Raw genomic sequence first — 24,265 nt, forward strand, 5'->3', positions numbered from 1 at the left:
CTTGCGCGAAAAGTGCGGTTCGGGCCCCGACGAACCGCACTTTTGCCGCAACTCGACCCCGCGCAGCCCCCGCGGTGGCCCCGCGGTGGCCCCGTGGTGGCCCCGCGGTGGCGAGAGGTGCCGAATGTCGCTCAAACGGGCCGTTTGAGCGACATTTCGCACCGTTCGACGCAAGCGCCTGCGCGCGCCCTACCCGACGCGGGGCAACTCTCGCCAGACGCGCCGTCGACGTGCGCGAAAAGCGCGGTTCGCCCCCCGGCGAACCGCACATTTTGCCGCAACTCGACCCCGCGCAGCCCCCGCGGTGGCCCCGCGCGGCGAGCGGTGCCGAATGTCGCTCAAACAGGCCGTTTGAGCGACATATCGCACCCCTCGGCGAACGACTCCGCGCACGCAGGAATAAACGCACCGCCCGTTTGTTGAACTTGAGTGTTCACGACTCAACTTTCAAGAAACAGGAGATTTCGTGCCCGAGAACTTCACTCCCGAAGGTAGCGAGAGCAGCGAGGGAAACTCGTTCGACGAGTTCCTCGCGCGCTACCTCGCGGGTGAGCGTGCGCGTGCCGCGCGCTCGATCGACATCAGCCGCTTCCTCAGCCGACGCACCCAGGAGATCCTGGGCGAGGCCGGCCGTTTCGCCCTGGAGCACGGCCACCGCGAGCTCGACGCGCTGCACATCCTGCGCGTCATGGTGAGCCAGGAGCCCGCCGCAGACGCGATGCGCCGGATCGGTGTCGACCCCGCCAAGGTGGCCATCGCCGCCGAGCAGCGCCTCCCGCAGGCGGGCGACGTCGTCGACGCCGACGCGGCGTCGATCACCCCGTCCGCGCAGCGTGCGCTCTTCCACGCGTACCAGGTCGCCCGGGCATCCGGTTCGACCTACATCGACCCCGAGCACCTTTTCTTCGCGCTCGTCATCGTTCAGGACACGCCCGCCGGGCAGGTCCTGCAGAACGCGGGCGTGACCGCTGACGCGCTCACCAGCGCCATGCGCGAGCCGGCGACCGTCGGCTCCGACGGCTCCCCCGTCGACGCCGAGAACGACGCGTCCGAGACCCCGATGCTCGACCAGTTCGGCACCGACCTCACCGAGCTCGCCCGCGACGGCAGGCTCGACCCCGTGATCGGCCGGCTCGACGAGATCGAGCAGACCATCGAGATCCTCTCCCGCCGCACCAAGAACAACCCCGTTCTGGTCGGCGAGGCGGGCGTCGGTAAGACGGCGATCGTCGAGGGTCTCGCGCAGGCCGTCGTCGACGGCGGCGTGCCCGAGCAGCTGCTCGGCAAGCGCGTCGTCTCGCTCGACCTGCCCGCCATGCTCGCCGGCACCCGATACCGCGGCGACTTCGAAGAGCGGCTCACCAACCTGATGGACGAGATCGGCGCGCACCGCGACGAGCTCATCGTGTTCATCGACGAGCTGCACACCGTGGTCGGCGCCGGAGGGGCCGGCGAGGGCGGCGGTATGGACGCGGGGAACATCCTGAAGCCCCGCCTCGCCCGCGGCGAGCTGCACCTCGTGGGTGCCACCACGCTCAAGGAGTACCGCCGGATCGAGAAGGACCCCGCTCTCGAGCGCCGGTTCCAGCCGGTCACCGTCGGCGAGCCGAGCATCGAGGACGCCGTGCTGATCCTGTCGGGTCTGCGCGGAGCCTACGAGGAGCACCACGGCGTGCAGTACACGGATGACGCCATCCGGTCCGCCGTCGAGCTCTCCGCCCGCTACGTGTCCGACCGGTTCCTGCCCGACAAGGCCATCGACCTGATCGACCAGGCGGGTGCGCGACTGCGCCTCTCGCTGGGCAAGCGGGTCGACGCATCCGCTCTGATGGAGCGCCTCGCCGGCCTGGAGGCGTCGAAGAACGCCGCGGTCGGCGCCGAGCACTACGAGGAGGCCTCGCGGCTCCGCGACGAGATCGAGTCGGTGCAGTCCGAACTCGAGTCGCTGACGGCGAAGCCCCGTCCGGATGCCGTGATCGGCGAGCCCGAGATCGCCGCGGTGATCTCGCGTGCGACCGGCATCCCGGTCAGCCGGATCGGCGAAGCCGACCGTGAGCGCCTCGCGCGGCTCGAGTCCGAGCTGCACGAGCGTGTGATCGGCCAGAACGACGCGGTCGTCGCGGTCGCCAAGGCCGTACGCCGCAACCGCACCGGCCTCGGAGACGAGAGCCGCCCCGTGGGCAGCTTCCTGTTCCTGGGTCCGACCGGCGTCGGCAAGACCGAGCTGGCCAAGTCCCTCGCATCATCGCTGTTCGGTGACGATAAGGCGATGCTGCGGTTCGACATGAGCGAGTTCGGCGAGCGCCACACGGTCGCCCGCCTGGTCGGCGCCCCTCCCGGATACGTCGGCTACGACGAGGCCGGACAGCTCACCGAGCGCGTGCGCCGCAACCCGTACTCGGTCGTGCTGTTCGACGAGATCGAGAAGGCCCACCCCGACGTCTTCAACCTGCTGCTGCAGGTGCTGGACGACGGACGCCTGACCGACGGTCAGGGTCGCACGGTCGACTTCCGCAACACGGTGATCATCATGACCTCCAACCTCGGTTCGGAGTTCCTGGCCTCCCGCAGCGGCGCACTCGGCTTCGTGCCGGTCGGCGCTTCGGGCGATGCCAGCGGGTTCGCCTCGGAGAAGGACCTGCGCGACCGCGTGATGGGCAAGCTGCGTGAGGCGATGCGTCCGGAGTTCCTCAACCGCATCGACGAGATCGTGCTGTTCCGCAAGCTCGATGCCTCGCAGCTGCGTGGCATCGTGCGCCTGCTGCTCACCGCGACGGCCCACCGGCTACAGCAGCGTGACATCGACCTCGACATCACCGATGCCGCGGTCGAGTGGATCGCCGAGACGGGCTACGAGCCCGAGTACGGTGCCCGTCCGCTGCGTCGCGTGATCCAGCGCGAGATCGACGACCGCATCGCCGATCTGCTCGTCACCGGCGAGCTGACCGACGGCGGCACCGTGCACCTGGATGCCCGCGACGGCATCCTGCAGGTCACGGGCGGAGCGCTCGCGGAGCTGCCGTTCGCGGCCTGACCCCGCGCGGTCTCACCAGCAACGCGCCCCCGCTCGAGAGGGCACTGAGCACCACCGATAGAGCGGCGGTCCGGACATCCCGGACCGCCGCTTCGTCGTCTCCGGATGCCCGCGGGGCCCGTCACGCCTCGACGGCGCCTGCGACGGCGATCACCGTCCGCTCCAGGAACGCCGCGATTTCCTCCGACACGAGATCGGTGTCGATCGCGCTCTCGACGAGAGCCTCCTCGGCGAACGCCACCCACGAGCGCAGCGCGATCCGGAGCATCACCGTGTCGGCGGCGCCCAGCTCGAGGAACACCGCGACCACCCGCTCCGCCTGCAGCTCGCGCGCCTGCTCGACGACCTCCCGCACCTCGAGGTCGCCGCTGGCCACACCGCGCACCAACGAGTAGAACGTGCCGCGGTGGTCGCGCACGAACTGCACGATGCGGTTAAGCGTGTCGCGCAGGCGGTCGAGCGGCGCGAGATCCGCGAGGGGCTCGGTGGCTCGCAGCATGCTGTCGCGGGCGGTGCGCACGACCTCGCGGTGCAGCCCCTGCTTCGAGCCGAAGTAGTGGAAGAGCAGTCCGCGCGACACCCCGGCCTCGGCGGAGAGGCCCTCGATCGTGAGCTCGTCGAGGGGATGCTCGGCCAGCGCGGCCACGCCGAGCGCGACGAGCTGCGCCCGGCGTTCGTCGGGGGTTAAGCGGGTGCGCCGATCCTCCATGCAGCGAGCCTACCGGCGAGGTCGGGGACGGGGCCGGGCCGGCGAGGCGGACGGGGGCGGGGCCGTGGGCATTCGCGCGACTGCGACGGGGTCGACGGCCGCACAACTCCGGAACTCTGGGACGACGGGGCGGCGAGCATCCGGAGTTGTGGACTGCCGCCAGGCGTGGCGTTCCAGAGTTCCGGAGTTGCGACGGCCCCTCCGAGCGCCGGCCGACCCCGCGCTATTGACATCTCGTCAATAACGCATAGTCTCCTGTGTGGGCGTTCGGCTTGTCACCCGGATGGGGGTGAGCCGCCCTCATTGTTCGAACGGTAGATCGAGGAGGATCTATGAAGTTCCGCAAGCTCACCGGCTCGCACGCCGGCCGCATCGTTCTCGCCGCCGTGCCCGTCGCGGTCGTTTCGACGGTGCTGATGGCCGGCGTCGCCAACGGTGCCGTGCCCGTGTCGTTCTCGGTGTCGGGCAGCCAGTTCCAGATCAGCGCCTCCCAGCTCGACGGCACCGGATTCTCGCAGTACGCCGGCGTCGCACCCGACACCGCCGGCAAGAACCACCAGGTCGCGATCGCGAACATCGGCTCGGCCAAGCTCGCCGACCTCTGCCAGTCGGTGATCACCGACACCCCGATGGGCAAGGTCGGGATGCTCATCACGGCCGGAGGCGGAGCCCCGGCGACGGCGACCGACCTGCAGATCGGCATGACCGACCTCAAAGGTGACGCGACGTTCAACAACATCCGGATCGGCGTCGACGCGTCGACGGTGAACACCAAAGCCAAGGGGAGCGCGGGCGACTTCGCCCAGGACGCCGACTCGGTCTCGATCAAGGGCGTGCAGCAGACCGCGTGGAGCACCCAGGCGTCGGTCTTCAACCTGACCGGGATGCACGTGCAGTTGACGGACGGATCCAAGGGATGCTTCTGACGGACGAGCCGCGGCGCAACGTGAACCGAGACGTGAACCGAGACGAGAAGGACCGGAACGTGCATCCGGGAGCGTGGGCGCGGTTCACGACCTGGCGACGCGGACGACCGTTCGTCGGCGGACTGCTGACGGCGCTCGGCGGCATCGAGATGTTCTTCTCGGGCCAGCTCGACATCGGCAAGATCCACGTGCAGCTCGGCATCGAGGGGCTGCAGGCGACGATCATCCCGGTGCTGCTGGTTCTGCTGGGCATCCTGGCCGTGGCGATGCCGGTGCACCGCATCTTCTACGGCGTGATCGCGCTGGCCGTGGCGGTCTACTCGCTGATCGGCGTGAACCTCGGCGGCTTCTTCATCGGGATGCTGCTGTCGACGATCGGCGGGATCATGGTCGTGGCGTGGATGCCGAAGACGGTGGTCGCGGCCGAGCCTGAGGCCACGTCTGCGCAGACGGAGATGGAGACGGAGCTGGAGCCGGAGCCGGAACCCGAGCTGCAGCCCGACCGCGAGCCCGGGAGGGACCTCTGACCGCCCCCGGTCGCCGGCGCCGGGCGGCGGCAGCGCGCATCGGCGGCGCTACGTTCATCGCCGTCGGCCTCTGCGGCCTCGGCGTCGCGGCCGTCCCCACGGCGGTCCCGGCCGACCTGTGCATCCCGCTCTTCATGTCGTGCGGCACACCGTCGCCCTCGCCGACGCCCACCCCCACGCCGACCCGCTCGGGACTCCCGCTGCCGATCGCCCCGGTCCCGACCATCCCACTGCCGGGCGGCGGTTCCTCGACCGGCACGCCGACCCCCGGCGCCACCACCGCACCGACGTCTCCCCCGGTCGCACCGAAACCGGATGCCGGAGCACCGACCTTCACGCTGCCCGCCGCCCAGCTCACCGGCAGCTCGATCTCCTTCGCGGGCATCCCGACCGTCAGCGTCGTGAAGGTCCCCCTCGCGAACGGTACGACGACGCCCGTGCTCAAACTCACGGCCGACGACATCGTGATCACCGACTTCCACCTCAACGTCCGCAAGTCGACGGGGCCGCAGCTGCTCACCGACGCCGGTCGCATGGAACTCCGCGGTCACGTGCAGGTGTACGTCGACTCGGTCACGGCCGTGCTCGGCGACGGCACGCCGCTCACGCTCGGCGCCGACACTCCCCCGCCCGACAACAAAGTCCCCGCGGCGCTGCTGCGCGTGCATCTCGGACTCGTCGGCGTGACCGCCGACCAGATCTCGCTGATTCCGTCGAACCAGGTGCTGACGGAGTAGCGGCACACCTAGCCGCACGCCTGCCCGCACGCCGCATCCGGCACTCGCTAAGGTTGGCCCGTGCCCGAGACCTCGCCCGCCTCCGTCGACCTCTCCGCCCTCTCGAGCCCGGTCTCGAAAGACGAGGCCGCGCAGTTCCGCAGCGCAGCGCGCGCATCCGGCGGCCGGTGGCCATCGCCCGGGATGCCGCTCATCGTGCTCATCGCGTGGATCCTCGCCGCGATCGTCGTGCTCGGCGTGCTGCTGCCGTCGCTCGCCGACGCGAATCCGGTCGGCGCCATCGTCGCCCTGCTCGTGGCCGCCGCCATCGTCGTCGCGCTCATCGCCGTTCGGATCGTCACCTCGCGGAACCGCTGGGCGACCTGGCTGCGGCTCGACCGTTTCGCCCGCGCCAACGGGATGGTCTTCACGGCACAGGCGGACGCGCCCGCCTATCCGGGTTCGATCTTTCAGATTGGCACGGAGCGCGTCCTCCTGAACCGGCTCACGACGGCCGCGGGCAACCCGGGGCGCTTCACCGACCTGGCCACCTATCGCTACGTGACCGGGTCCGGAAAGTCCCGCGAGGTGCACACCTGGGGCTACCTCGCCATCCGACTCGACCACACGCTCCCCCACATCGTGCTGGATGCGCGTAGCAACAATGGACTCTTCGGCGCGACGAACCTGCCTGCCGAGTTCTCCCGGTCGCAGAGGCTCTCGCTCGAAGGCGACTTCGACCGCTACTTCACGCTGTATTGCCCGAAGGACTACGAGCGCGACGCCCTCTACCTGCTCACTCCGGATCTGATGGCGCTGCTGATCGACGAGGCGCAGGACTTCGACGTCGAGATCGTCGACGACTGGATGTTCGTCTACTCCATGCAGGCACTTGAGCTGTCGTCCCCGGGCGTCGCGCGCCGGATGTTCCGCATCCTGTCGACCGTCGGGGCGAAGGCGACCGGCCGCGCGGAGCGGTACGGAGACGACCACGCCGGCTCCGTCGCCGGCGTGGTCGTCGCACCCGGCGGACGTCGACTTCGTCGCGCCTTTCCGGCGCTCGGGCTCGTGGTCGCTGCGGTCATCGCCCTGTGGTGGCTCGTGCCTCTGTTGTGGGGTCAAATGCAACCTTAGGGTTGCATGTGCTTCTGAATGGTGCAACTATGTGGTTGCAGCATTCAACCGAAAGGACCAGAATCATGACCGTGACCTCCAACGAACCCTCCGTCGTCGACGCCGGCGAATTCACCGTGCGCCGCACCATCGGAATCGCCGCGCCGCTCGAGAAGGTGTGGGCCGCCATCACCGAACCGGCGCTCATCTCCCAGTGGTTCCCGCAGCGGGCGACACTCGACGGCTCCGGCGCGGGCGCCACGGGCGTCTTCAGCTGGGACGACTACGGCGACGTGCCATTCGTGATCGAAGAGCTCGACGAGCCCCGGATGATCGCCTACCGCTGGGGCAACTCGGACCCGGCCGGCGCCGCGCAGGTCGACCGCGACCACTCCACCGTGTTCCGCTTCACCGTGGAGCCGCTCGACGACGGCGGCACCCGCCTGACGGTCGTCGAGACCGGCTTCGACACTCTGGCCGACCCCGCCGCCGGCATGGAGAGCAACCGCGGCGGCTGGAACTCCGAGCTGGACGAGCTGGTCGCCTACCTCGAGGGCGGCGCGTGACCTCGACCACCCTCGTTCCCGTGTTCGCGGCTCTCGGCGACGAGACCCGCTGGAGCATCCTGGTGGCTCTCGGCGAGGGCGACGCGTCCGCGTCCGCCCTCGCCGGGCGCCTCCCGGTGACCCGGCAGGCCATCGCCAAGCACCTCGCCGTCTTGGAGGCGGCGGGGCTGGTGGAGTCCGTGCGGGTCGGCCGCGAACTGCGGTACCGCGTGCTCGGCGCGCAGCTGGCGAAGACGGCACGCCGCCTCGACGAGATCGGCGCCGAATGGGACCGCCGCCTCGCCGCGATCAAGCGGATCGCCGAGGGCTTGTAGCCGCGCGCGGCTGGCCATCCTCGCGAGAGGTGCCGAATGTGCGTCATTCCACTCGAATGGCGCGCATTCGGCACCTCTCGCGCGCTCGGGTTCAGGCGAGGTTGGCGAGGAGCTGGCCGACAGTGAAGTCGAAGCGCTCGTGGCCGGTGCCCGAGGTCAGCTCGGCCGCGTAGCGCCGCGTCTGCGGGAACCGGTCGGCGGGCAGCGCAGTGAATCGGCGCACCACCTCGTCGCGCTCCTCGCGGGTGACGAACCAGGCGTCCTCCTCGTGCCCCCTCCGCTGCGAGACCAGCGAGAGTTCCAGCGCGTAGACGCCCACGTAGAGGAAGAGGGCGTCGATCGTCCACGCCGCCTCCTGCGGTTCGACGCCGCCCGCGATCAGGATGGCCAGCATCCCTTCGTTGATGCGCAGCACGTCGAGGTTGGTCACGATCATGGACAGCGCCGCCCGCGAGATGCCCGGATACGCCAGGTATTGATCGCGCAATTGCGCGCAGACGTCGGCGATCTGCTCACGCCAGGTGTCCGCGTCGGGCTCGGGCAGCACCAGCTGGTTGCAGAGCCGGCCGATGATCAACTCGTCGATGTCGGCCTTGTTGACCACGTGCGCGTAGAGCGAGGCCGGACCCGTATCGAGCAGAGCCGCGACGCTCCGCATGGTCAGAGCGTCGTAGCCCTGGGTGGCGACGATCTCGAGTGCGGCATCCGTGATGCGCTCGACGGTGATCGGCTGCTTGCGGGGCGCCTCCGCCACGGCGGCGTCGCCTGACGGGGCGTGGCGGGCGGCGCGGCGCTGTTTCGGATCGGCGGACATGGTGCTCAGTCTAGCTTGACACGAACGTTGTTCCAAGCGTATAACGGTGTTCGTACTCAACGAACAGTGTTCGTTCACGACTTCCGACATCGCCGCCCTCTGTATCTCGAAGCCCGGCGCGTGTCGCGCATCCACACGCCGACTTCCCCCCTCACCTTCCGGAAGGAGCACCCATGAGCGCCCACCGTCACGACGACCTCCCCCCGTCCACCCGCTCACCCCAGTCCGCTCGACCGCCGCAGCCCCGCTGCTCACCGCGGTCCCTGCGGGAGGCGTGGCTGGCCCTGACCGGCCTGTCCGCCGTCTTCCTCTTCGAGATGCTGGACAACTCGATCCTGAACGTCGCCCTGCCGACGATCGGACGCGACCTGCAGGCGTCGACCATCGCCCTGCAGTGGGTGACCGGCGCCTACGCCGTCGTGTTCGGCGGCCTGATGCTGGTCTTCGGCGCGATCGCCGACCGGTTCGGCCGCCGGCGGATCATGCTGCTCGGGTTGACGCTGCTCGGCGTCGCGAGCCTGGCGACCGCATTCGTCACGACCGCCGAGGAACTGATCATCGTGCGCGCCGCCATGGGCATCGCCGCGGCGATGACCACCCCCGGATCCATGGCGCTGGCCTTCCGCCTCTTCGACACGGAGAGCCTGCGCGTGCGCGCACTGACCGTCATCACGACCGTCGGACTCGTCGGCCTCGCGATCGGCCCGACCGTCGGGGGCCTCGTGCTCGCGATCGCTCCGTGGCAGGTGCTGCTGCTCGTGAACGTTCCGGTCGCCATCCTGGCGATCATCGGCGTGCGTTTCGGCATCGCCGCAGACGACGCCGCCGACCTGCACCGCGATCCCGTGGACGTCGCGGGCGCCGTGCTGGGCACCGCGACGATCGTGCTCGCCCTCATCGCGCCGACGCTCTTCCTGAACGAGGGCGCCGGCTCCTGGGTGCCGTGGACCGTCACCGCGGCGGCCGTCGTCGCCGCGGTGCTCTTCGTGATCCGGGAGCGCACGGCACGCCATCCGCTGCTCGATCTCGCGCTCATCGCCCGCCCGCTCGTCTCCAGCGGCCTGGCCTTCAAGGCCGCCGCCGGACTCGCGACCGCCGGAATGGGCTACCTGGTCACCCTGCAGCTGCAGCTCGCGTGGGGGTGGCCGCCCGCGCTGGCCGCGCTCGGGATGCTCCCCCAGGTCATCGTGCTCGTCGCCGCCGGCCCCTTCATCAACCCGTTCGTCGAACGCGTCGGCCTCGAGCGGTCCGCCTGGATCAGCGCGATCGCCGTCGTCGCCGGCCTCGCCGTCTACACGCTGCTCGGCAGCTCGGGCTACGTCTGGGTCGCGCTTTCCCTCGCCCTCGTGGCGGCCGGGATGCGCGTGGTCGGCGTCGTCGCGGGCGTCAACGTCCTCCGCGGCCTCCCCGAGAACCGCACCACCATCGGTGCCGCCCTGGTCGACACCGCGACCGAGGTCTCGTCGGGCGTCGGCCTCGCCGTGACGGGCACGATCCTCGCGGCCCTCTTCACCGGGGACATCGCCTCGGCGCACTGGAGCTCGCAGCAGGCGGCGGAGTTCCAGGGTGCTGTGACCATCGCCGGGGCGACGCTGACCGTCGTGGCGGGTGCACTCGTCGGGTGGGCGATCGTGCGATCGCGGAGGGCCGCGGCGCGCGGCGAATAGCCGCGTGCCCGACCGCGGGAAGCGCGTAGCATCCGGAGACGGAATCGATCGCCGACACATCGTTGTCGCAATCGACTACGGGCCGGATGCGAGGATGCTGTCATGCCGTCCTCCCAGTCACTGAGCGAAACCGATCGCCGCCTGGTCGCGACGTGGGCGGCGGACTGCGCTGAGCGCGTTCTGGTCGTGTTCGAAACAGAGGCTCCGACCGACGATCGACCACGGGACGCCATCGCCCGCACGCGTGCGTTTGCGCGGGGCGAACTCGATGCTGCCGGTGAGATCCGGCGCCGCTTCGTTGCCGGCCGAGCCGCGCACGCTGTGAGCTCTCGCGCTTCCGTGGCGGCTGCGCGAGCGGCAGCACAGTCCGCCGGTGTGGCGCACATGGGGGCGCACGCTCTCGGCGCGGCCGCCTACGCAGCAAAGGCTGTCGGCCTGGCCGCTCCCGACCAGCCCACCGCTGTCGCCGACGAGATCGCCTGGCAACTCGACCACATGAGCCCTGAGGTGAGGGCCGCGCTCCGACAGCTGCCTCCGCTCGGTGAGGACTCGGCGGGTCCGCTGGGTCCGGGACTGCTCGCCTCGGGCATCCTCGGCTCGACCATCCGCGCGATTCAGGCAGCCGTCGCCGCCTCGTGATCTAGTCGGACGTCACGCGATCGTGATTGACCCCGGATCTCGGCCCCGAGTTCCCAGGGCGCACGTCACGCGGCGGCCAAGTGACCAGCAAGAAGGCCGAGATCGGGCCGAAGAAGAACGTCAGCACGAACCAGCTCCACGCTGACCGGTTTCGCGTTCTCGCATAGCCGCCCGCCAGGATCGCGACCGTCAACCAGAGCGCTGAGACCAAGGGCGTGATCGAAGAGTCCACCATTTTCCGTACGCTATCACCGGCGCGGCCCGTTCCGTCGACACCCACCACCTCCGGTGTCCGCGGTCCGTGCGACCATTCACTCGACGAGCGAGTGAGCGGAGGCGGGCATGCGGGGCGAGGCGACCGTGCTGCACGCCGACCTCGACGCGTTCTACGCCTCGGTCGAGCAGCGCGACGCACCCGCGCTGCGCGGCCGCCCGGTCATCGTCGGCGGCGGCGTGGTGCTGGCGGCGAGCTACGAGGCGAAGGCGCGGGGCGTGCGCACCGCGATGGGCGGCCGGCAGGCGCGCGACCTGTGCCCGGAGGCCGTGGTCGTCCCGCCGCGCATGGACGCGTATTCCACGGCGAGCAAGGACGTGTTCGCGATCTTCCGCGATACGACGCCGCTCGTGGAGGGGCTGTCGATCGACGAGGCGTTCCTCGAGGTCGGCGGGCTCCGGCGCATCGCGGGCACGCCTGAGCAGATCGCGATGCGCCTGCGGGAGCGGGTTCGGGCCGAGGTCGGTCTCGCCATCTCGGTCGGGATCGCGCGTACCAAGTTCCTCGCCAAGGTCGCGAGCGCGGTGAGCAAACCGGATGGGCTGCTCGTGGTCGAACCCGACCGGGAACAGGAGTTCCTGCTCCCGCTTCCGGTGGAAAGACTGTGGGGCGTCGGCGCCGTCACCGCGGAGAAGCTGCACCGGCTCGGCATCCGGTATGTCGGTCAGCTGGCGGAACTCGAAGAGGCCACGGCAGAGCGGCTGCTCGGCAAGGCGACCGGCGCGCACCTGCACGCATTGGCCCGGCTGCGGGATCCGCGGCCGGTCGACACCACGAAGCGCCGCGGATCCATCGGCTCCCAGCGTGCGCTCGGAAGCCACCCACGCACGGCCGAGGAGCTCGACCTCATCCTCACCCAGATCGTCGATCGGCTCGCTCGACGACTGCGCGACGGCGACCGCACCTGCCGCACCATCGTGCTGCGCCTCCGCTTCGGCGACTTCGCCAGAGCCACGCGGTCGCGCACGCTCGGCTTCCCGTCAGACAGGACATCCGTCCTGCTCACGATCGCCCGAAGCCTCCTCGCTGCGGCCCTCCCCGAGGTCACGGAACGCGGCATCACGCTCATCGGCATTTCGCTGTCGCAGCTGGGACGATCCGACAGTTTCCAGCCCGAACTGCCGATCGATTGGGAGGACGGGGCGCGCCTCGACACCGTGCTCGACGCCGTCCGCGATCGCTTCGGTGCGACCTCCGTCGCTCGCGCCGCCCAGCTCGGTCGCGACCCCGGCTGGTCGACCCCGCTGCTTCCCGAACACGAATGACGCGAGCCCATCCGGCGGCGAACGGGGCTATCGGCCCTGACGCTTCTTGAACGGCTTCGGCTGCCCCTTCACCGCCGGGGCACGACCTTTGCCCTTCGAGGCTTTGGCTTTGCCGCCGGCCGGCTTCACCGGCTTCTCGACCGTGACCGGTGTCGCGGCGATCTCGTCCCGCGCCGTGACAAGAAACAGTTCTCCGGCCTTGGTCAGCCGGGTGGTGGGCTCGCGGATGACGAGTGGAGTCCCCACCTCGTCTTCGAGCTTCGCAATCGACGAGTAGAGCGAGGCGAGCGGGATGTTCAGAGCGCGTGCTGCACGTGGAAAGTGCAGCTCCTCGGCCACGGCGACGAACCGAACGAGCAGGGTGATGTTCATCCGCGGGACGTCCCGGTGCTGAACCAGTTCTTTGCCATCCCCCAAGACTAGGACGTCCACCGGCGGGCCCGGCCGGCTCAGCGCGTCCCAGCAGCCGACTAGCTGTGGTCTTCGCGTCGCCGTTTCGCGTCGGCCTGCTCCGCCTCGACCGCGCGGTGGATGTTGCCGTGGATGTGGTCCGCCCCGATCAGGTCGATCACACCGTCGCGCTCGAGCACGGCGCGGGGCGACGGCTTCAACCGAGTGAGGCGCAGATTCACACCGGCGTCGCGGGCGAGAGCCACGACATCCGTCAGCTTGGCCGCGCCCTGCGAGTCGATGAAGTTGATGCCCCCGCAGTCGATCACGATGCCGGTCAGGTCCGGGTTGGCATGGATGACCTCCCGCAGATGGTCCTCCAGAGCATCGGCGGTGGCGAAGAAGAGGCCGCCGTCGAACCGGACCACCGCCACCCCGGGCACGATCTCGTCGCCGGGGAACGCGTCGACCTCGCGGAAGACCTGCGTACCCCGCTCGCGACCGAGCGTCGGCATCTCCGGATGCGTGGCCACCGCGACCAGCCAGGCCAGCGACAGGCCGATCCCGATGATCACTCCGGCGAGCACGCCGAACACCAGTGTTGCGAGGAGCGCGACGATCGCGATCCAGAAGTCGACCTTCTTCACCTTGAAGAGCCGCCGCATCTCGGGAAGGTCCATCATCCCCATCACGACGGCCTCGATGATCAGCGCTCCGAGCACTGCCTTGGGGAGGTTCGAGAACAGCGGCGCCAGAAACAGCAGGGTGAGCAGCACGGTGACGCCCGAGGTCAGGGACGCCACTCCCGTCTTCGCGCCGGACCGGTCGTTCAACGAGCTCGCGGACAGGCTGGTCGAGACGGGCATCCCTTTGAACAGCCCCGCGGAGATGTTGGCCAGCGACTGCGCGACCGACTCCTGGTTGATGTCGATCTGGTAGCGGTGCTTCGCCGCGAACGTGCGCGCATCGCCCGCGGTCTGCGAGAAGCCGATCATCACCAGCGCCACCGCGGCGAGGGCAACGGTTCCCGCGTGCTCCCACAGCTGCTGGAGATCCGGGACCTCCAGCGACGGCAGACCGCGCGGCACGTCGCCCACCAGGGCCACGCCCTTGGCCCCGAGGTCGAACAGCGCCGCCGCGACCAGTCCGCCCACCACGAGCACGAGCGCGCCGGGCACCCGTGGAGCGATCGCCCGGAGCCCGAAGACGACGACCAACGAGATCACGCCGACCAGCACCGTCGTCCCGTGCGCGTCGCCGAGGGTTCCGAACCAGGACCACAGTTCCTGGATGGGGTTGGAGCCGGTGGTCTTCGTGCCGGTGAGCTTGGGCAGCTCCCCGATCACGACGTCGATCGCGGCACCGAAGAGGAAGCCGGTGACCACCGCACGCGACAGGAACTGCGCGATCCAGCCCATCTTGAACACGGCAAGCAACAGAAACAGGATGCCCGACGCCAGCGTGATCCCGGCGACGAACGATGCGACATCCTGCTCGCCGGTGATTCCGGCCGCGAGCACGGCACTCGCGGCCACCGCCGCCAGTCCCGAACTCGGACCCATCGAGATCTGCCGGGAGGTTCCGAAGATCGCGTACGCCAGGGCGCCGGCGGCCGCCGCGTAGAGGCCGTTCTGCAGCGGAATCCCCGCGATCCCGGCGTACCCGAGGTTCTTCGGGACGATGAGGGCGGCCACAGTGACCCCGGCGATCAGGTCGCCGCGCAGCCACGAGCGGTCATAGTTGCGGAGCTGCCCGATGATCGGGACCCGAGCGAGTCCTCGCCGCTGCGCCTTGGCCATGGGCCAGTCTTGCGCAACGGCGGCGGTTGCGCCAGAGGTCGAACCCCGGCGTCAGGCAATGTCAGTCTGACGCCGACTCGTCGACGACGTCGTAGGTCACGTGCGTGGCCCGCGGAGAAACGATGACCTCCCGTTGCACCAGCGCCCTCCTGCCCCCGAGGGTGAAGAGCCGGGTGCCGGCCCCGACCAGCAACGGCGAGTAGTGGATGCGCAGCTCGTCCACCAGCCCGGCCGCGAGGCATTGATCCACGACGTTCGCGCCACCCATGACGACGACGTCCTTGTCGCCGGCCGCCTCGCCCGCAACCCGGACGGCCTCGGCGACGCCGCCGGTGACGAACCGGAACCGCGAAGCGAGACGCACCTTCTCCGGCGGTTCGTGGGTGACGACGAAGCACGGAGGGGCGACCGACTGGTCTTGGTCGTAACCGTAGCCGACGTCGTCGTTCCAGCCATCCGGGCCGTCAACGACGTCGAAGAGCCGGCGGCCGAGAACGACCGCGCCCGTGCTCTCGTAGGAGCGGGCGAGCACCTCGTCGTCGATCGGCGATCGAGGCTCTTCGAGCACCCAGGCGTGGATGCCCTCTCCGTGAGTGCCGAGTCCGTTGGTGGGCCCGGCGTCGGGTCCCGTGACGTAGCCGTCGACCGAGATGGAGATGTCGGCGATCACTCTGCTCATGATGTTCCTCCTACTTGTCAGTCGTGTCAGTGCTCGTCAGTCGTGTCAGTGCTCGTCAGTCGCGTCGTGCTCGTCAGTCGTGTCGTGCTCGTCAGTCGCAGAAGTGCGCGACAGGTACAGCACGGCGGGTCCGGTCGTGATCGGTGAGGTGAATTCGACCACGCTCGCCGTGTCGTCGACCGTCAGTCCGTCCGCCGGCACGGTCTCGCGACGGTCGATTCCGAACCACTCCACCTCATACGTACCCGGGGCGAGCTCGATCGTGAAGGCGTCGGCGGCACTGTCCGCCTGGAGCACGAGGTACTCGACGCCAGGGTTGACCAGTGCGAAGCCGTCCGAGCCGACATCCGTCACCGGCCGCATGTCGACCAGCCCGACCCGCTCCGCGAACCGGCGCGTGTCTCCCATCGCCCACCGTGCGGGCTCATACGCCTCGAACGGCGGCACGCCCGTGTCGGCCGGTTCCGCACCGGTCGGTTCGAGCCCGGCGATGAGGCCGTAGTCCATCAGGATCGGGTGGTGACCGCGCAGGAACGTCTTCCACGCCCAGAGCGCGTCGCCCTGCCCGGGCGCGTAGTGGTCGGTGTCGCTGATGACGACCTTCGTCCCGTCCGCGACAGGAGGGTCCACGTACCAGCGCGACGGCGGAGATCCCGGCGCCATCGGGTGTCCCCCGTCGGCGAAGATCTCGTCGTCGTACCCCGGCGAGATCCATTCGGCGCGACTTTCGAGCAGCGGATCGTTGACCGCGGTCTGCACCGCGACGGGGAACTGCATCGTCATGCCGATCGGGTGCGGGTCGTAGCCGTGCGCCTGCTCGTGCTGCTTGACCAGGTCGATCACCCGGTACTGCCAGTCGGTCGTGTCTCCCCAGCGCGGCGCCGTGTCCAGGCCGAGGTATCCCGCGAACTCGTCGGTGACGGTTCCACCACCTGCGGACTCGTTGGCCACCTCCCACAGCACGTTGGGGAGGTCGTGGAGCGTGTCGACGACCCTCCTGATGTACGCATCCTGAGTCGACTGGATGCGCGGGTCGAGCGGCAGCACCTGCAGGTCGTCGATGGAGGCGGCCCCGATGCCGTTGACGTTGTTGTCCTTGTGGAACGGGTGCCCTTCGATGTGGTCCGGCGCAGGGCTGAGGTGGAGAGCCCAGCCGTCGAAGAGCATGACGCCGACGTAGATGCCGGCTTCGCCGGCCGCGACGACACGGTCGCGCAGCCGCTGGAAATAGGCGTCGTCGAGTCGGTCGAGGTCGAAGCGCGGCTTGCCGTCCTTCGCGACGCCCGCGCCGGTGCGCTGCCACGGCTGCGGGCTCATGTTCAGGTGATAGTTGCCACCGGCGGCCTGCGACAGGAACTGCTCCCACCGCCACAGGCGGATGAAGTTGTGACCACGTCGCCGCAGGAATTCGAGGTAGGCGTCGTAGTCCATCCGCTCGGGTTCGGCCGGTCCTTCGCGGCCGGGCCCCATGCCATCCTGCAGGTTGTTCCAGATGTGGGAGCCCGTGAGGTAGACCGCGCGCCCGGCATCGGGGCCGGATGCGGGGGTGAAGTACCGCGGGTTCCGCTCTGAGACGACGAGTGGTCCCGTCGCCATCCGTGTGGTCGTCATGGTCGTCATGGCCGTCTGCTCCGTTCGTGCGATGAATCGCTCTGGAACGAGTCTCGTGAGAGCGGCCGGCGCGAACATCGGCCACCTGGCCGATCCTTGCGTGCGGGTGGCCGATGTGGCAATGGTGGGCGCCGGGCTCGCGTGGCAGTGTTGTCCCATGAACGCCAGCGACGATCACTCGATGCGCTCGCCGACGGCTCGGACGAACGTGCCCGGCGTTCCGCGGACACGTTTCGTCGGACGCACGCAGGAGCTCGAACTGGTGTCGGGACTGTTGGAGCGCAATCGCCTCGTGACCCTCACCGGACCGGGCGGCGCCGGCAAGACGCGGCTGGCCGTGGAGGTCGCGACGAGCGAGGCGTCGCGCGGTGCAGATGGCGCGTACTGGGTAGACCTGTCGACTCTGGCGGACGGCTCTCGGGTGGCCGAGGCGATCGCGCTCGCAGCGGGCGCCCCTGTGGTCGCGGACCAGCTCCGCGCGCTGAACGCTCACCTTGCCACGCGTGAGTGCCTGCTGTGCATCGACAATGCCGAGCACCTCCTCTCGGGCGTCGCGGATGCGGTGGCTGCGGTGCTGCAGGAGTGTCCCGAGGTGCACGTGCTTGTCACCAGCCGTGAACCGCTCGGGCTGGCGGGCGAGGTCGTGTCGGGAGTTCCTCCGCTCGCCGACGAGGATGCCGTCGAGTTGTTCGTCGATCGCGCCCGGCTTGCGCAGCCGGCATTTGCCCTGGACAGCGCCTCCGAGCCGGCGATCCGTTCCATCGCTGCGCATCTCGACGGCATCCCCCTCGCTCTCGAGCTCGCGGCTGCGTGGATGCGCACCCTTTCGCCGCAGCAGGTGGAGGCCGGGCTGGACGATCGCTTCGCCTTGCTGGTGCGGGGCCCGCGTGGTGCTCAGCGCCGGCAGCTCACGTTGGCGGGGTCGATCGACTGGAGCTACGCGCTGCTGGACGAGGCCGACCGTGCCGTGCTGCGTCGCCTCTCGGTGTTCGCCGGGTCGTTCGGGCTCGACGCTGCACAGTATCTCTGCGCCGACGGCGGCGGCGGCACGGTCGGCACCAACGGCACCGACGGCACCGGCGCTCTGACCGCGGCGGAAACCCTCCTGGCCGTCGGGCGGTTGGTCGACAAGTCGCTTATCGTCGCCGAGCAGCGCGACGGTGACGCGCGCTACCGGCTCCTGGAGACCATCCGCGCCTACGCGACGGCGCGCGCCATCGAGGCGAAGGACCGCGACCTCGCACGTGCGCGTCAGCTTGCGTGGTGTCTCGATTACGTGCAGACCGCTGAGCTCGATCGTGAGCAAGACACCGACCGGTGGCGCGCGGCACTGGCGATCGAGTACGACAACCTCATTTCTGCATTGGATTTCGCGCTCGGCGCTGACGATCCGAGCGAGGGCCGCCGGCTCGCGGCCCTGCTCGCCTGGTTCTGGCATTTCGATCACCGCGGACGTGAAGGCCTCACCATGCTTCGGCAGGCGATCGAACGCGCCCCGGATGAGCGATCCCTGCTCCAGGCGCGGCTGCTGACCGGCTTCGCTCTCGTCGCCGACACCGCCGGACCGCTCGACGTCGAGTACGACGCCGCTTCCCGCGCCCTGGAGCTGGCCGACGAACTCGGCGACGATGAGCTGCGCGCGCTCTGCCTGAACCTGCTGGCGGTCGGAGCGTTCTACGTGGATTTCGACGCGGCCTGGCGCCTGTGCGAACAGGCTCACGAGGCTGCCGTCTCCAGTGGAAACGTGTTCGTGCAAGGCGGATCGCGCGCCCTTCAGTCGATGATCCTGCACCTCCGCGACCGGCATCCGGAAGCCGAGTCGCTGGCGGACGCGGCCGTGCTGCAGGCGCTGCGCTTTCACCCCGGGATCCTCTCGACCCTGCTCACCTACCAAGCCGACGGCGCCCTCGCGTGCGGTGATCCCGTCCGCGCGGAGGCGCTGGCCCAGGAGGCGCTGCTCATCGCCGAGCCGCTCGGCGACTATCTGCGGCTCGGCTTCGCCCGCTCGGTGCTCGCGGAGATCATCGCCCTGCGCGGCGACCTGGCTCGTGCCGAAGAGGTGCTCGAGCCGATCACGACCCTGGCGGCGAAGGCCGACATCTTTGTTCCGGGCCTCGATCACTCCGCGGCGTTGCTCTCGTCGCTCACCGGTGACTCGTCGTCGGCCATCCGTTGGCTGGAGCGCTCCGCGGACTCGACGGAGCGCGGCACCCCCACCTGGATCGCGGGGCGTACGCTTCCCCGGCTCGGCGCGACGCTTGCGGACGCGGGCCGAGTGGACGAAGCAGCGACCATCCTGGACCGGGCCGTCGAGGTGTGCCGCCAGTTGCAGCTCCCCGGCGCCCTCGCCGAGGCGCTGTTCGCTCAGGCCGAGCTGGCCGCGCACGAAGCCGATGGCCTGGTCCGTGCCGCCGAACTCCACCATGAGGCGTTGACGATCCGCGTCGACCACGGCCTCGTCACCGCTCAGCTCGACAGCCTCGAAGCTCTGGCGAGCATCGGCTCGCGAATCACAGCCACGCCGGATGGCGTCCGTCTGTTGCACGCGGCGCAAACCGCGCGGGAGCGGATCGGGATCGCCCGTTCAGCGGCGCAGCGAGCCGCGTACGACGAGACGGTTGCACGACTTCGTCACGTCCTCGGGGACGAGGTTTTCGAGGAGGCCGCCGCCGAAGGGGCGCTGCTCCCCCTCGATCAGGCCGTGGCCTCTGCGCGGCGGATGCGCGGACGACGCGGTCGCCCGGCCGACGGCTGGGCAAGCCTCACCCCGACAGAGCTGCAGGTCGTTACCACGGTCGTCGAAGGACTCAGTAACCCCCAGATCTCCGCTCGACTCTTCATCAGCAGAGGGACCGTGAAGACGCACCTCTCGCACATCTTCGCCAAGCTCGGTGTCGCCAACCGTGCTGAGCTCGCGGCGGTGGCCGCGACGCGGTCTGCTGTGTAAGGGTCTCAGGCCGCATCCATTGAGCTTTCGCGACCTGGACCGAAAATCGCGCTCTCCAAGACGGGGCGGCGGAGACGATCGAGGCCGACCGCTCCGCCTTCGCCGCGTTACGAAGAGCGTCTTAGACGCGTCGGCTTCCCGTGAGCATCCGGACCAGGAACACGATCGCAGCAATGACGAGCAGGACGATCCCGACCCAGAGCAGGAAGTTCAGCGAGGAGACGAAGCCTCCGGTGAACAACAGGATGATGGCGATCACGGCAATGACGATCAGAAGAATATTCATCAGACGATCCTTTCTGGTTGATGAACTGACACCTCTACGCAACCACTCGGCAGGGTCGGTCGCCTCACCCCTAGGGGTGTAATGTGACCGCCATGTCGGCAGCCCTCGCAGCAACGACGAAGCCGTTCACGATCGCGCTCGTGGACGACTATGACGTCGTGCTCCTCGGCTTGGCGCGCATGTTCGACGGCTACGGCGACAGACTCGAGGTCGTAGAAATCGACGCGAACGCCCCGTTGGCCGAGTCGATCGACGTCGTCCTGTACGACGCCTTCGCTCAACCCGAGTCCGGTCATTCGCAGATCGGCGAACTCGTGAAGAACCCACGCGCACGCCATGTCGTGGTGTACACGTGGAACTTCCATCCCGAACTCATCGAGAGCGCCCGCACTCAAGGCGTCCACGGCTACCTCTCGAAGACCCTCACGGCCGCGGAGCTGGTCGCCGCCCTCGAGGCGGTGCATTCGGGGGACATGGTGGTGAGCGAGTCACCCGCACGCGCTCGCAGCGTTCACGGACTCGATTGGCCTGGCAGGCAGGAAGGGATCACCGATCGCGAGTCCGAAATCCTCGCACTGATCACGCAAGGCAAAAGCAATGCGGCGGTTGCCGAGCTCACCTATCTCAGCCCCAACACGGTCAAGTCGCACATCCGGAGCATTTATCGCAAAATCGGAGCCGACAGCCGCACCCAAGCGGTTCTCTGGGGAGTGGACCACGGCTTCACCCCGGACCATCGACGGATCGAGCGCTGGGTGGAGGCCCACTGACGAATGCGTCGGCTCGTCCTCGGGCGCACTAACGAGGGGCCGGCACAGCGAAAGGGGCGCAGCTGATGCTGCGCCCCTTTTCGTCCGGCAGACGTGGTCGCTGCGGTCAGCGGCTGATGTATCCGCCGTCGGTGTCGTGCTCCAGCGTGTAGTAGCGGGTGCTGCCGGTCTGTGCCGACAGTGCCCATGAGCGCTCGAAGCGTCCGGCGGTCGAGCCGTACTCGACGACGATGCGGTCTGCAGCGGTGGGCAGCTGGGCCGTCCACTGACGAGGCGAGCCCAGGCCCTCGGCCTGGAGCACCACCTGCGGGCCGGCCGCCCGGGGACGGCTGCTGAGTTCTGCTACCTGGGCGGCGTCGAGCCGGGTCTCGCTGATGGTGCGTGCGGTGAGTTCGACGTTCATGAGTACCTCCAATATAAATAAACGTTTAGTTGTATGGTAGTTCATGTCAGAGAAAGATGGAAGTGGGAGGCCGAATCGATGGCTAGACGGTACGACCGGGACGAGAGCGTCCGCCTGCTTCTGGAAGCGAGCGCCGAGGAGTTCGCGCGCCACGGCGTCGGGGGCGCGCGCATCGATCGGATCGCCGAGCGGGCCGAGGTCAACAAGGCGTCGATCTACTCCTACATCGGCAACAAGGACGACCTGTTCCAGGCAGCTCTGCAGACCAAGCTCGGTCAGCTGGCCGACAGGGTGGCGATCCAATCGGACGACCTCGCCGCGTATGCCGGCGACTTGTTCGACTTCCTCACGGCAGAACCGGTCGTGGCCTGGCTGTTCGAGCAGGAGGGGCTGCACTACGGCACCAAGGATGTCCCGGCCCTCGCTGAGCGGTCCGACTACTTCCGATCGCGGGTCGCCGCGGTGCGAGACGCCCTTTGCGGGGATGGCGACGCCGAGGCGATCTACTTCTCCATCATCGCGATGTGCTACTGGTACGTGGCGGCGCCGCAGCTGGTCCGGATGGTGTTCGGCGACGTGTCTCTCGAGGAGGCCAAGAGTCGGTACCGCAGGCACGTTGTGGCAACGGCGAAGGACATGGTCACTCGGTGACGTTTCCGATAGCCGGCCTGCTGGTCGTCGCCGATGACGTCCACCAGGGCAAGCGCCATTACTGCGTGGATTCGTCCTGCGAATGGTGCGGCCTTGGCGGCCGCTGGAGGTGTCAGTTGAGCCTTCATGGCGCATCAGGTGGTCGCCGGTCGCCGCATTGTCGCCCCGCAATCATGCGTGCCCCTGGAGGGACTCGAACCCCCAACCTTCTCCTTAGGACGGAGCAGCTCTTCCATTGAGCTACAGAGGCTGACCCGTCGAGCTTAGCGAATGACGTGCTTGACGCCCGCACGACCACCGCGCGAACAGCGTGATTCGTGCGCAAAGGCACGATCGGTGCAGCCGGTGGTGCGTTTGCGCACCACGGGCGCTACGCCGCCGGCTCCAGGAAGTCGTGCCACTCGGGGGCAGCACCCTCGACGCCGCGCACGACCCACGACGCGTCGTGCGGCACCCGCGGAGTCACCCGCAGCGACCAGCCCATCTCGCCGGGCGTGCGGTCGCTCTTGACGTTGTTGCAGCGCAGGCAGCAGGCGACGAGGTTCTCCCAGCTGTCCGCGCCGCCGCGCGAGCGGGGCTGCACGTGGTCGATGGTGGTGGCGGTTTTGCCGCAGTAGGCGCAGCGGTGAGCATCCCGTCGCAGCACGCCCCGGCGCGACACGGGAACGGCACGGCCGCGCGGGATCCGCACGTAGCGGGTCAGGAGGATCACCGACGGTCTCTCGTAGCTCTCGCAGATGCCCCACACCGGGTGGTCCTGGTCGATGGCCACGACGGTGGCCTTCTGATTCATCACGAGCACCAGGGCCCGTTTGAAGGACACCACGGCGAGTGGCTCATAGCCGGCGTTGAGGACCAGTGTTCTCATCTCAGACCTTCCAGCAATCCGGGGAGGGACGGTGCGCTGGACACCCGCGGACGGGGCCAAAGAAAAAGGGCACTGTCCGTGAGGACAGCGCCCAGCGAAGCGGCGGCATGGCGGCGGCAGGCCACGCAATGGTGGCGGCAGGCCAGGAAGTCGTGCTGACGGAGGGCGAAATGGCCGCGCTCGAGCCTGGAGGCGGCGCTGAGCAGCTGTACCATCGGCACTCCCGGATCTCTCACGGTGTCAGGGCATCAGAGTAACGCAGAAACGGCGTACCACATATTCGTGGCACGCCGTTCCATTGCTGTGTTGCGCAGAGTTCACTCGCTGTTGACTCAGATGCCCAATCGCACGATGTAGTAGTCGCTGGTCCAGATCGGGCGGATCGAGATGCTGCGGCCGGTGTCGGGGGCATCCATGATGTTGCCGTTGCCGGCGTAGAAGCCGTCGTGGCCGGGCATGATGACCAGGTCGCCGGGCTGCGCGTCGGCGATCGAGATGCGCTTGCCCATGGCCGCCTGACCGGAGACCGAGTGCGGCAGGTTGATGCCGAACTGGGCGTAGACGAACATCACGTAGCCCGAGCAGTCGAAGCCGGCGGGCGTGGAGCCGCCGAAGACGTACGGGGTGCCGATGTACTGCTGCGCCACCGAGAACACCTGCGGGAGGCTGAAGCTCGGGTACGGCGGGTTGGCGAGGAAGTCGGAGACGGACGGGCCGGAGTAGCTGGTCGCGTAGTTGGCGAGCGAGACGGCGGCCTGCTGGCGGGCGACCTCGGCGGCCTTGGCCGCCTCTTCCGCCGCCTTCTGGGCGTCGAGCTGCGACTGCGAGGTGGCGCTGCGGGCGTCACGGGAGACGGCTGCTGCGGCGACCGTCTGCGGAACGGCGACGCTCTGCGGCTGCGCCTTCTTCATCCCGTCGATGGCCGAGGTCTTGAACTGCGCGTCATCGGCACCAGTGGGATTGAACGCGTAGGCGGGGATGGCCATGGTCGCGATGAGGCCGGCGGCCAGGGTCATGACGGCGACGTTGATGACGCCGCCCTTGACCTTCTTCTTGGTGGGCACCGGGCGGGTTGCGACTGCACCGGTCGCCTGACGGGCAGCGGCAGCGGCGACCGCGCTCTTCTGAGCGGCGGGGGTCGTCGCAACGGCGCCGGTCGCACCCTGCTTCTCGCGCTCAGCACGAAGCGAGCGGCGGGAGACGATATCGGTGGGTCCGGTGGGTTTCGGGTTGTTCGAAGGGCTCTCTTCAGAACCGGGCGTACCTAATAGGGCCAAGGTGTAAACCTCCTGCGCTC

Annotated in this window: 23 protein-coding genes and 1 tRNA gene; 13 read left to right on the forward strand and 11 right to left on the reverse strand. The window is 68.9% G+C overall.

The features are described 5' to 3' along the window. Positions 1–466: 466 nt before the first annotated feature. The gene (locus tag AC1DB1_RS12870) at positions 467–3,034 is read left to right on the forward strand and encodes an ATP-dependent Clp protease ATP-binding subunit (protein WP_477201051.1); all 2,568 of its coding nucleotides are present in this window, start codon (positions 467–469) and stop codon (positions 3,032–3,034) included. Positions 3,035–3,155: 121 nt separating this feature from the next. Here the strand turns inward: AC1DB1_RS12870 and AC1DB1_RS12875 are convergent, their stop codons facing one another. Continuing rightward, positions 3,156–3,743: a TetR/AcrR family transcriptional regulator gene (locus AC1DB1_RS12875; RefSeq protein WP_271175419.1), complete on the reverse strand. Its 588-nt coding sequence runs from the start codon at positions 3,741–3,743 to the stop codon at positions 3,156–3,158. Positions 3,744–4,075: 332 nt separating this feature from the next. Between AC1DB1_RS12875 and AC1DB1_RS12880 the strand changes: the two genes are divergently transcribed. From AC1DB1_RS12880 to AC1DB1_RS12905, 6 genes are all read left to right on the forward strand, one after another. Next, positions 4,076–4,669, forward strand: a complete 594-nt coding sequence (locus AC1DB1_RS12880; RefSeq protein WP_477201052.1) for a DUF6230 family protein — start codon at positions 4,076–4,078, stop codon at positions 4,667–4,669. Then, the gene (locus AC1DB1_RS12885) at positions 4,660–5,196 is read left to right on the forward strand and encodes a DUF6114 domain-containing protein (RefSeq protein WP_477201053.1); all 537 of its coding nucleotides are present in this window, start codon (positions 4,660–4,662) and stop codon (positions 5,194–5,196) included. The genes AC1DB1_RS12880 and AC1DB1_RS12885 overlap by 10 nt, the downstream gene beginning before the upstream one ends. 134 nt (positions 5,197–5,330) lie before the next feature. After that, positions 5,331–5,933, forward strand: coding sequence for a hypothetical protein (locus AC1DB1_RS12890; protein WP_477201054.1), 603 nt, complete (start codon positions 5,331–5,333; stop codon positions 5,931–5,933). A gap of 60 nt (positions 5,934–5,993) precedes the next feature. Then, positions 5,994–7,046 (forward strand): hypothetical protein, encoded by a 1,053-nt coding sequence (locus AC1DB1_RS12895; protein WP_477201055.1) that lies wholly within the window; start codon positions 5,994–5,996, stop codon positions 7,044–7,046. Positions 7,047–7,111: 65 nt separating this feature from the next. Continuing rightward, positions 7,112–7,591 carry an SRPBCC family protein gene (locus AC1DB1_RS12900; protein WP_271175424.1) on the forward strand — a complete coding sequence of 160 codons (480 nt, stop codon included), beginning with the start codon at positions 7,112–7,114 and terminating at the stop codon, positions 7,589–7,591. Continuing rightward, entirely contained in the window at positions 7,588–7,905 is a 318-nt protein-coding gene (locus tag AC1DB1_RS12905; protein ID WP_477201056.1) for an ArsR/SmtB family transcription factor, read from the forward strand. Before AC1DB1_RS12900 ends, AC1DB1_RS12905 begins: the two co-directional genes overlap by 4 nt. 91 nt (positions 7,906–7,996) lie before the next feature. Here AC1DB1_RS12905 and AC1DB1_RS12910 read toward each other — a convergent pair whose 3' ends face one another. After that, positions 7,997–8,719: a TetR/AcrR family transcriptional regulator gene (locus AC1DB1_RS12910; RefSeq protein WP_477201057.1), complete on the reverse strand. Its 723-nt coding sequence runs from the start codon at positions 8,717–8,719 to the stop codon at positions 7,997–7,999. 173 nt (positions 8,720–8,892) lie between these two features. Between AC1DB1_RS12910 and AC1DB1_RS12915 the strand changes: the two genes are divergently transcribed. From AC1DB1_RS12915 to dinB, 3 genes are all read left to right on the forward strand, one after another. Then, complete coding sequence (locus AC1DB1_RS12915) at positions 8,893–10,386, forward strand: MFS transporter (RefSeq protein WP_477201058.1); 1,494 nt, start codon at positions 8,893–8,895, stop codon at positions 10,384–10,386. A gap of 102 nt (positions 10,387–10,488) precedes the next feature. Continuing rightward, a complete protein-coding gene (locus AC1DB1_RS12920) occupies positions 10,489–11,025 on the forward strand; it encodes a putative immunity protein (protein ID WP_477201059.1) in 537 nt (178 codons plus the stop codon). 342 nt (positions 11,026–11,367) lie between these two features. Continuing rightward, on the forward strand, positions 11,368–12,564 hold the full coding sequence (dinB, locus tag AC1DB1_RS12925; protein ID WP_477201060.1) for a DNA polymerase IV: 1,197 nt from the start codon (positions 11,368–11,370) through the stop codon (positions 12,562–12,564). 27 nt (positions 12,565–12,591) lie between these two features. Here dinB and AC1DB1_RS12930 read toward each other — a convergent pair whose 3' ends face one another. The 4 genes from AC1DB1_RS12930 to AC1DB1_RS12945 all read right to left on the reverse strand — a co-directional run bounded on the left by AC1DB1_RS12930 (position 12,592) and on the right by AC1DB1_RS12945 (position 17,052). Next, on the reverse strand, positions 12,592–12,936 hold the full coding sequence (locus AC1DB1_RS12930; protein WP_477201061.1) for a LysR family transcriptional regulator: 345 nt from the start codon (positions 12,934–12,936) through the stop codon (positions 12,592–12,594). 98 nt (positions 12,937–13,034) lie between these two features. Beyond that, a complete protein-coding gene (locus AC1DB1_RS12935; protein WP_477201062.1) occupies positions 13,035–14,753 on the reverse strand; it encodes a SulP family inorganic anion transporter in 1,719 nt (572 codons plus the stop codon). Positions 14,754–14,814: 61 nt separating this feature from the next. Further along, on the reverse strand, positions 14,815–15,432 hold the full coding sequence (locus AC1DB1_RS12940) for a dihydrofolate reductase family protein (RefSeq protein WP_477201063.1): 618 nt from the start codon (positions 15,430–15,432) through the stop codon (positions 14,815–14,817). A 45-nt stretch (positions 15,433–15,477) separates the two neighbouring features. Beyond that, positions 15,478–17,052 (reverse strand): hypothetical protein, encoded by a 1,575-nt coding sequence (locus AC1DB1_RS12945; RefSeq protein ID WP_477201064.1) that lies wholly within the window; start codon positions 17,050–17,052, stop codon positions 15,478–15,480. 148 nt (positions 17,053–17,200) lie between these two features. Between AC1DB1_RS12945 and AC1DB1_RS12950 the strand changes: the two genes are divergently transcribed. Next, positions 17,201–19,990, forward strand: a complete 2,790-nt coding sequence (locus AC1DB1_RS12950; protein WP_477201065.1) for a helix-turn-helix transcriptional regulator — start codon at positions 17,201–17,203, stop codon at positions 19,988–19,990. 121 nt (positions 19,991–20,111) lie between these two features. Here the strand turns inward: AC1DB1_RS12950 and AC1DB1_RS12955 are convergent, their stop codons facing one another. Further along, positions 20,112–20,276: a hypothetical protein gene (locus AC1DB1_RS12955; protein WP_271175434.1), complete on the reverse strand. Its 165-nt coding sequence runs from the start codon at positions 20,274–20,276 to the stop codon at positions 20,112–20,114. 92 nt (positions 20,277–20,368) lie between these two features. On the opposite strand from AC1DB1_RS12955, the gene AC1DB1_RS12960 reads away from it, so the two are divergent. After that, positions 20,369–21,046, forward strand: a complete 678-nt coding sequence (locus AC1DB1_RS12960) for a response regulator transcription factor (RefSeq protein WP_477201066.1) — start codon at positions 20,369–20,371, stop codon at positions 21,044–21,046. Positions 21,047–21,152: 106 nt separating this feature from the next. On the opposite strand, the gene AC1DB1_RS12965 is transcribed toward AC1DB1_RS12960, so the two are convergent. Further along, positions 21,153–21,449 carry a hypothetical protein gene (locus tag AC1DB1_RS12965; RefSeq protein WP_477201067.1) on the reverse strand — a complete coding sequence of 99 codons (297 nt, stop codon included), beginning with the start codon at positions 21,447–21,449 and terminating at the stop codon, positions 21,153–21,155. Positions 21,450–21,527: 78 nt separating this feature from the next. Between AC1DB1_RS12965 and AC1DB1_RS12970 the strand changes: the two genes are divergently transcribed. Beyond that, entirely contained in the window at positions 21,528–22,100 is a 573-nt protein-coding gene (locus AC1DB1_RS12970; protein WP_477201068.1) for a TetR/AcrR family transcriptional regulator, read from the forward strand. Positions 22,101–22,278: 178 nt separating this feature from the next. Here the strand turns inward: AC1DB1_RS12970 and AC1DB1_RS12975 are convergent. From AC1DB1_RS12975 to AC1DB1_RS12985, 3 genes are all read right to left on the reverse strand, one after another. After that, positions 22,279–22,350, reverse strand: a tRNA-Arg gene (locus tag AC1DB1_RS12975). Positions 22,351–22,470: 120 nt separating this feature from the next. Beyond that, on the reverse strand, positions 22,471–22,968 hold the full coding sequence (locus tag AC1DB1_RS12980) for an HNH endonuclease (RefSeq protein ID WP_477201069.1): 498 nt from the start codon (positions 22,966–22,968) through the stop codon (positions 22,471–22,473). A gap of 332 nt (positions 22,969–23,300) precedes the next feature. After that, positions 23,301–24,245, reverse strand: coding sequence for a C40 family peptidase (locus AC1DB1_RS12985; RefSeq protein WP_477201070.1), 945 nt, complete (start codon positions 24,243–24,245; stop codon positions 23,301–23,303). Positions 24,246–24,265: the final 20 nt, after the last annotated feature.

This window comes from Leifsonia sp. 10N434, assembly GCF_056394405.1.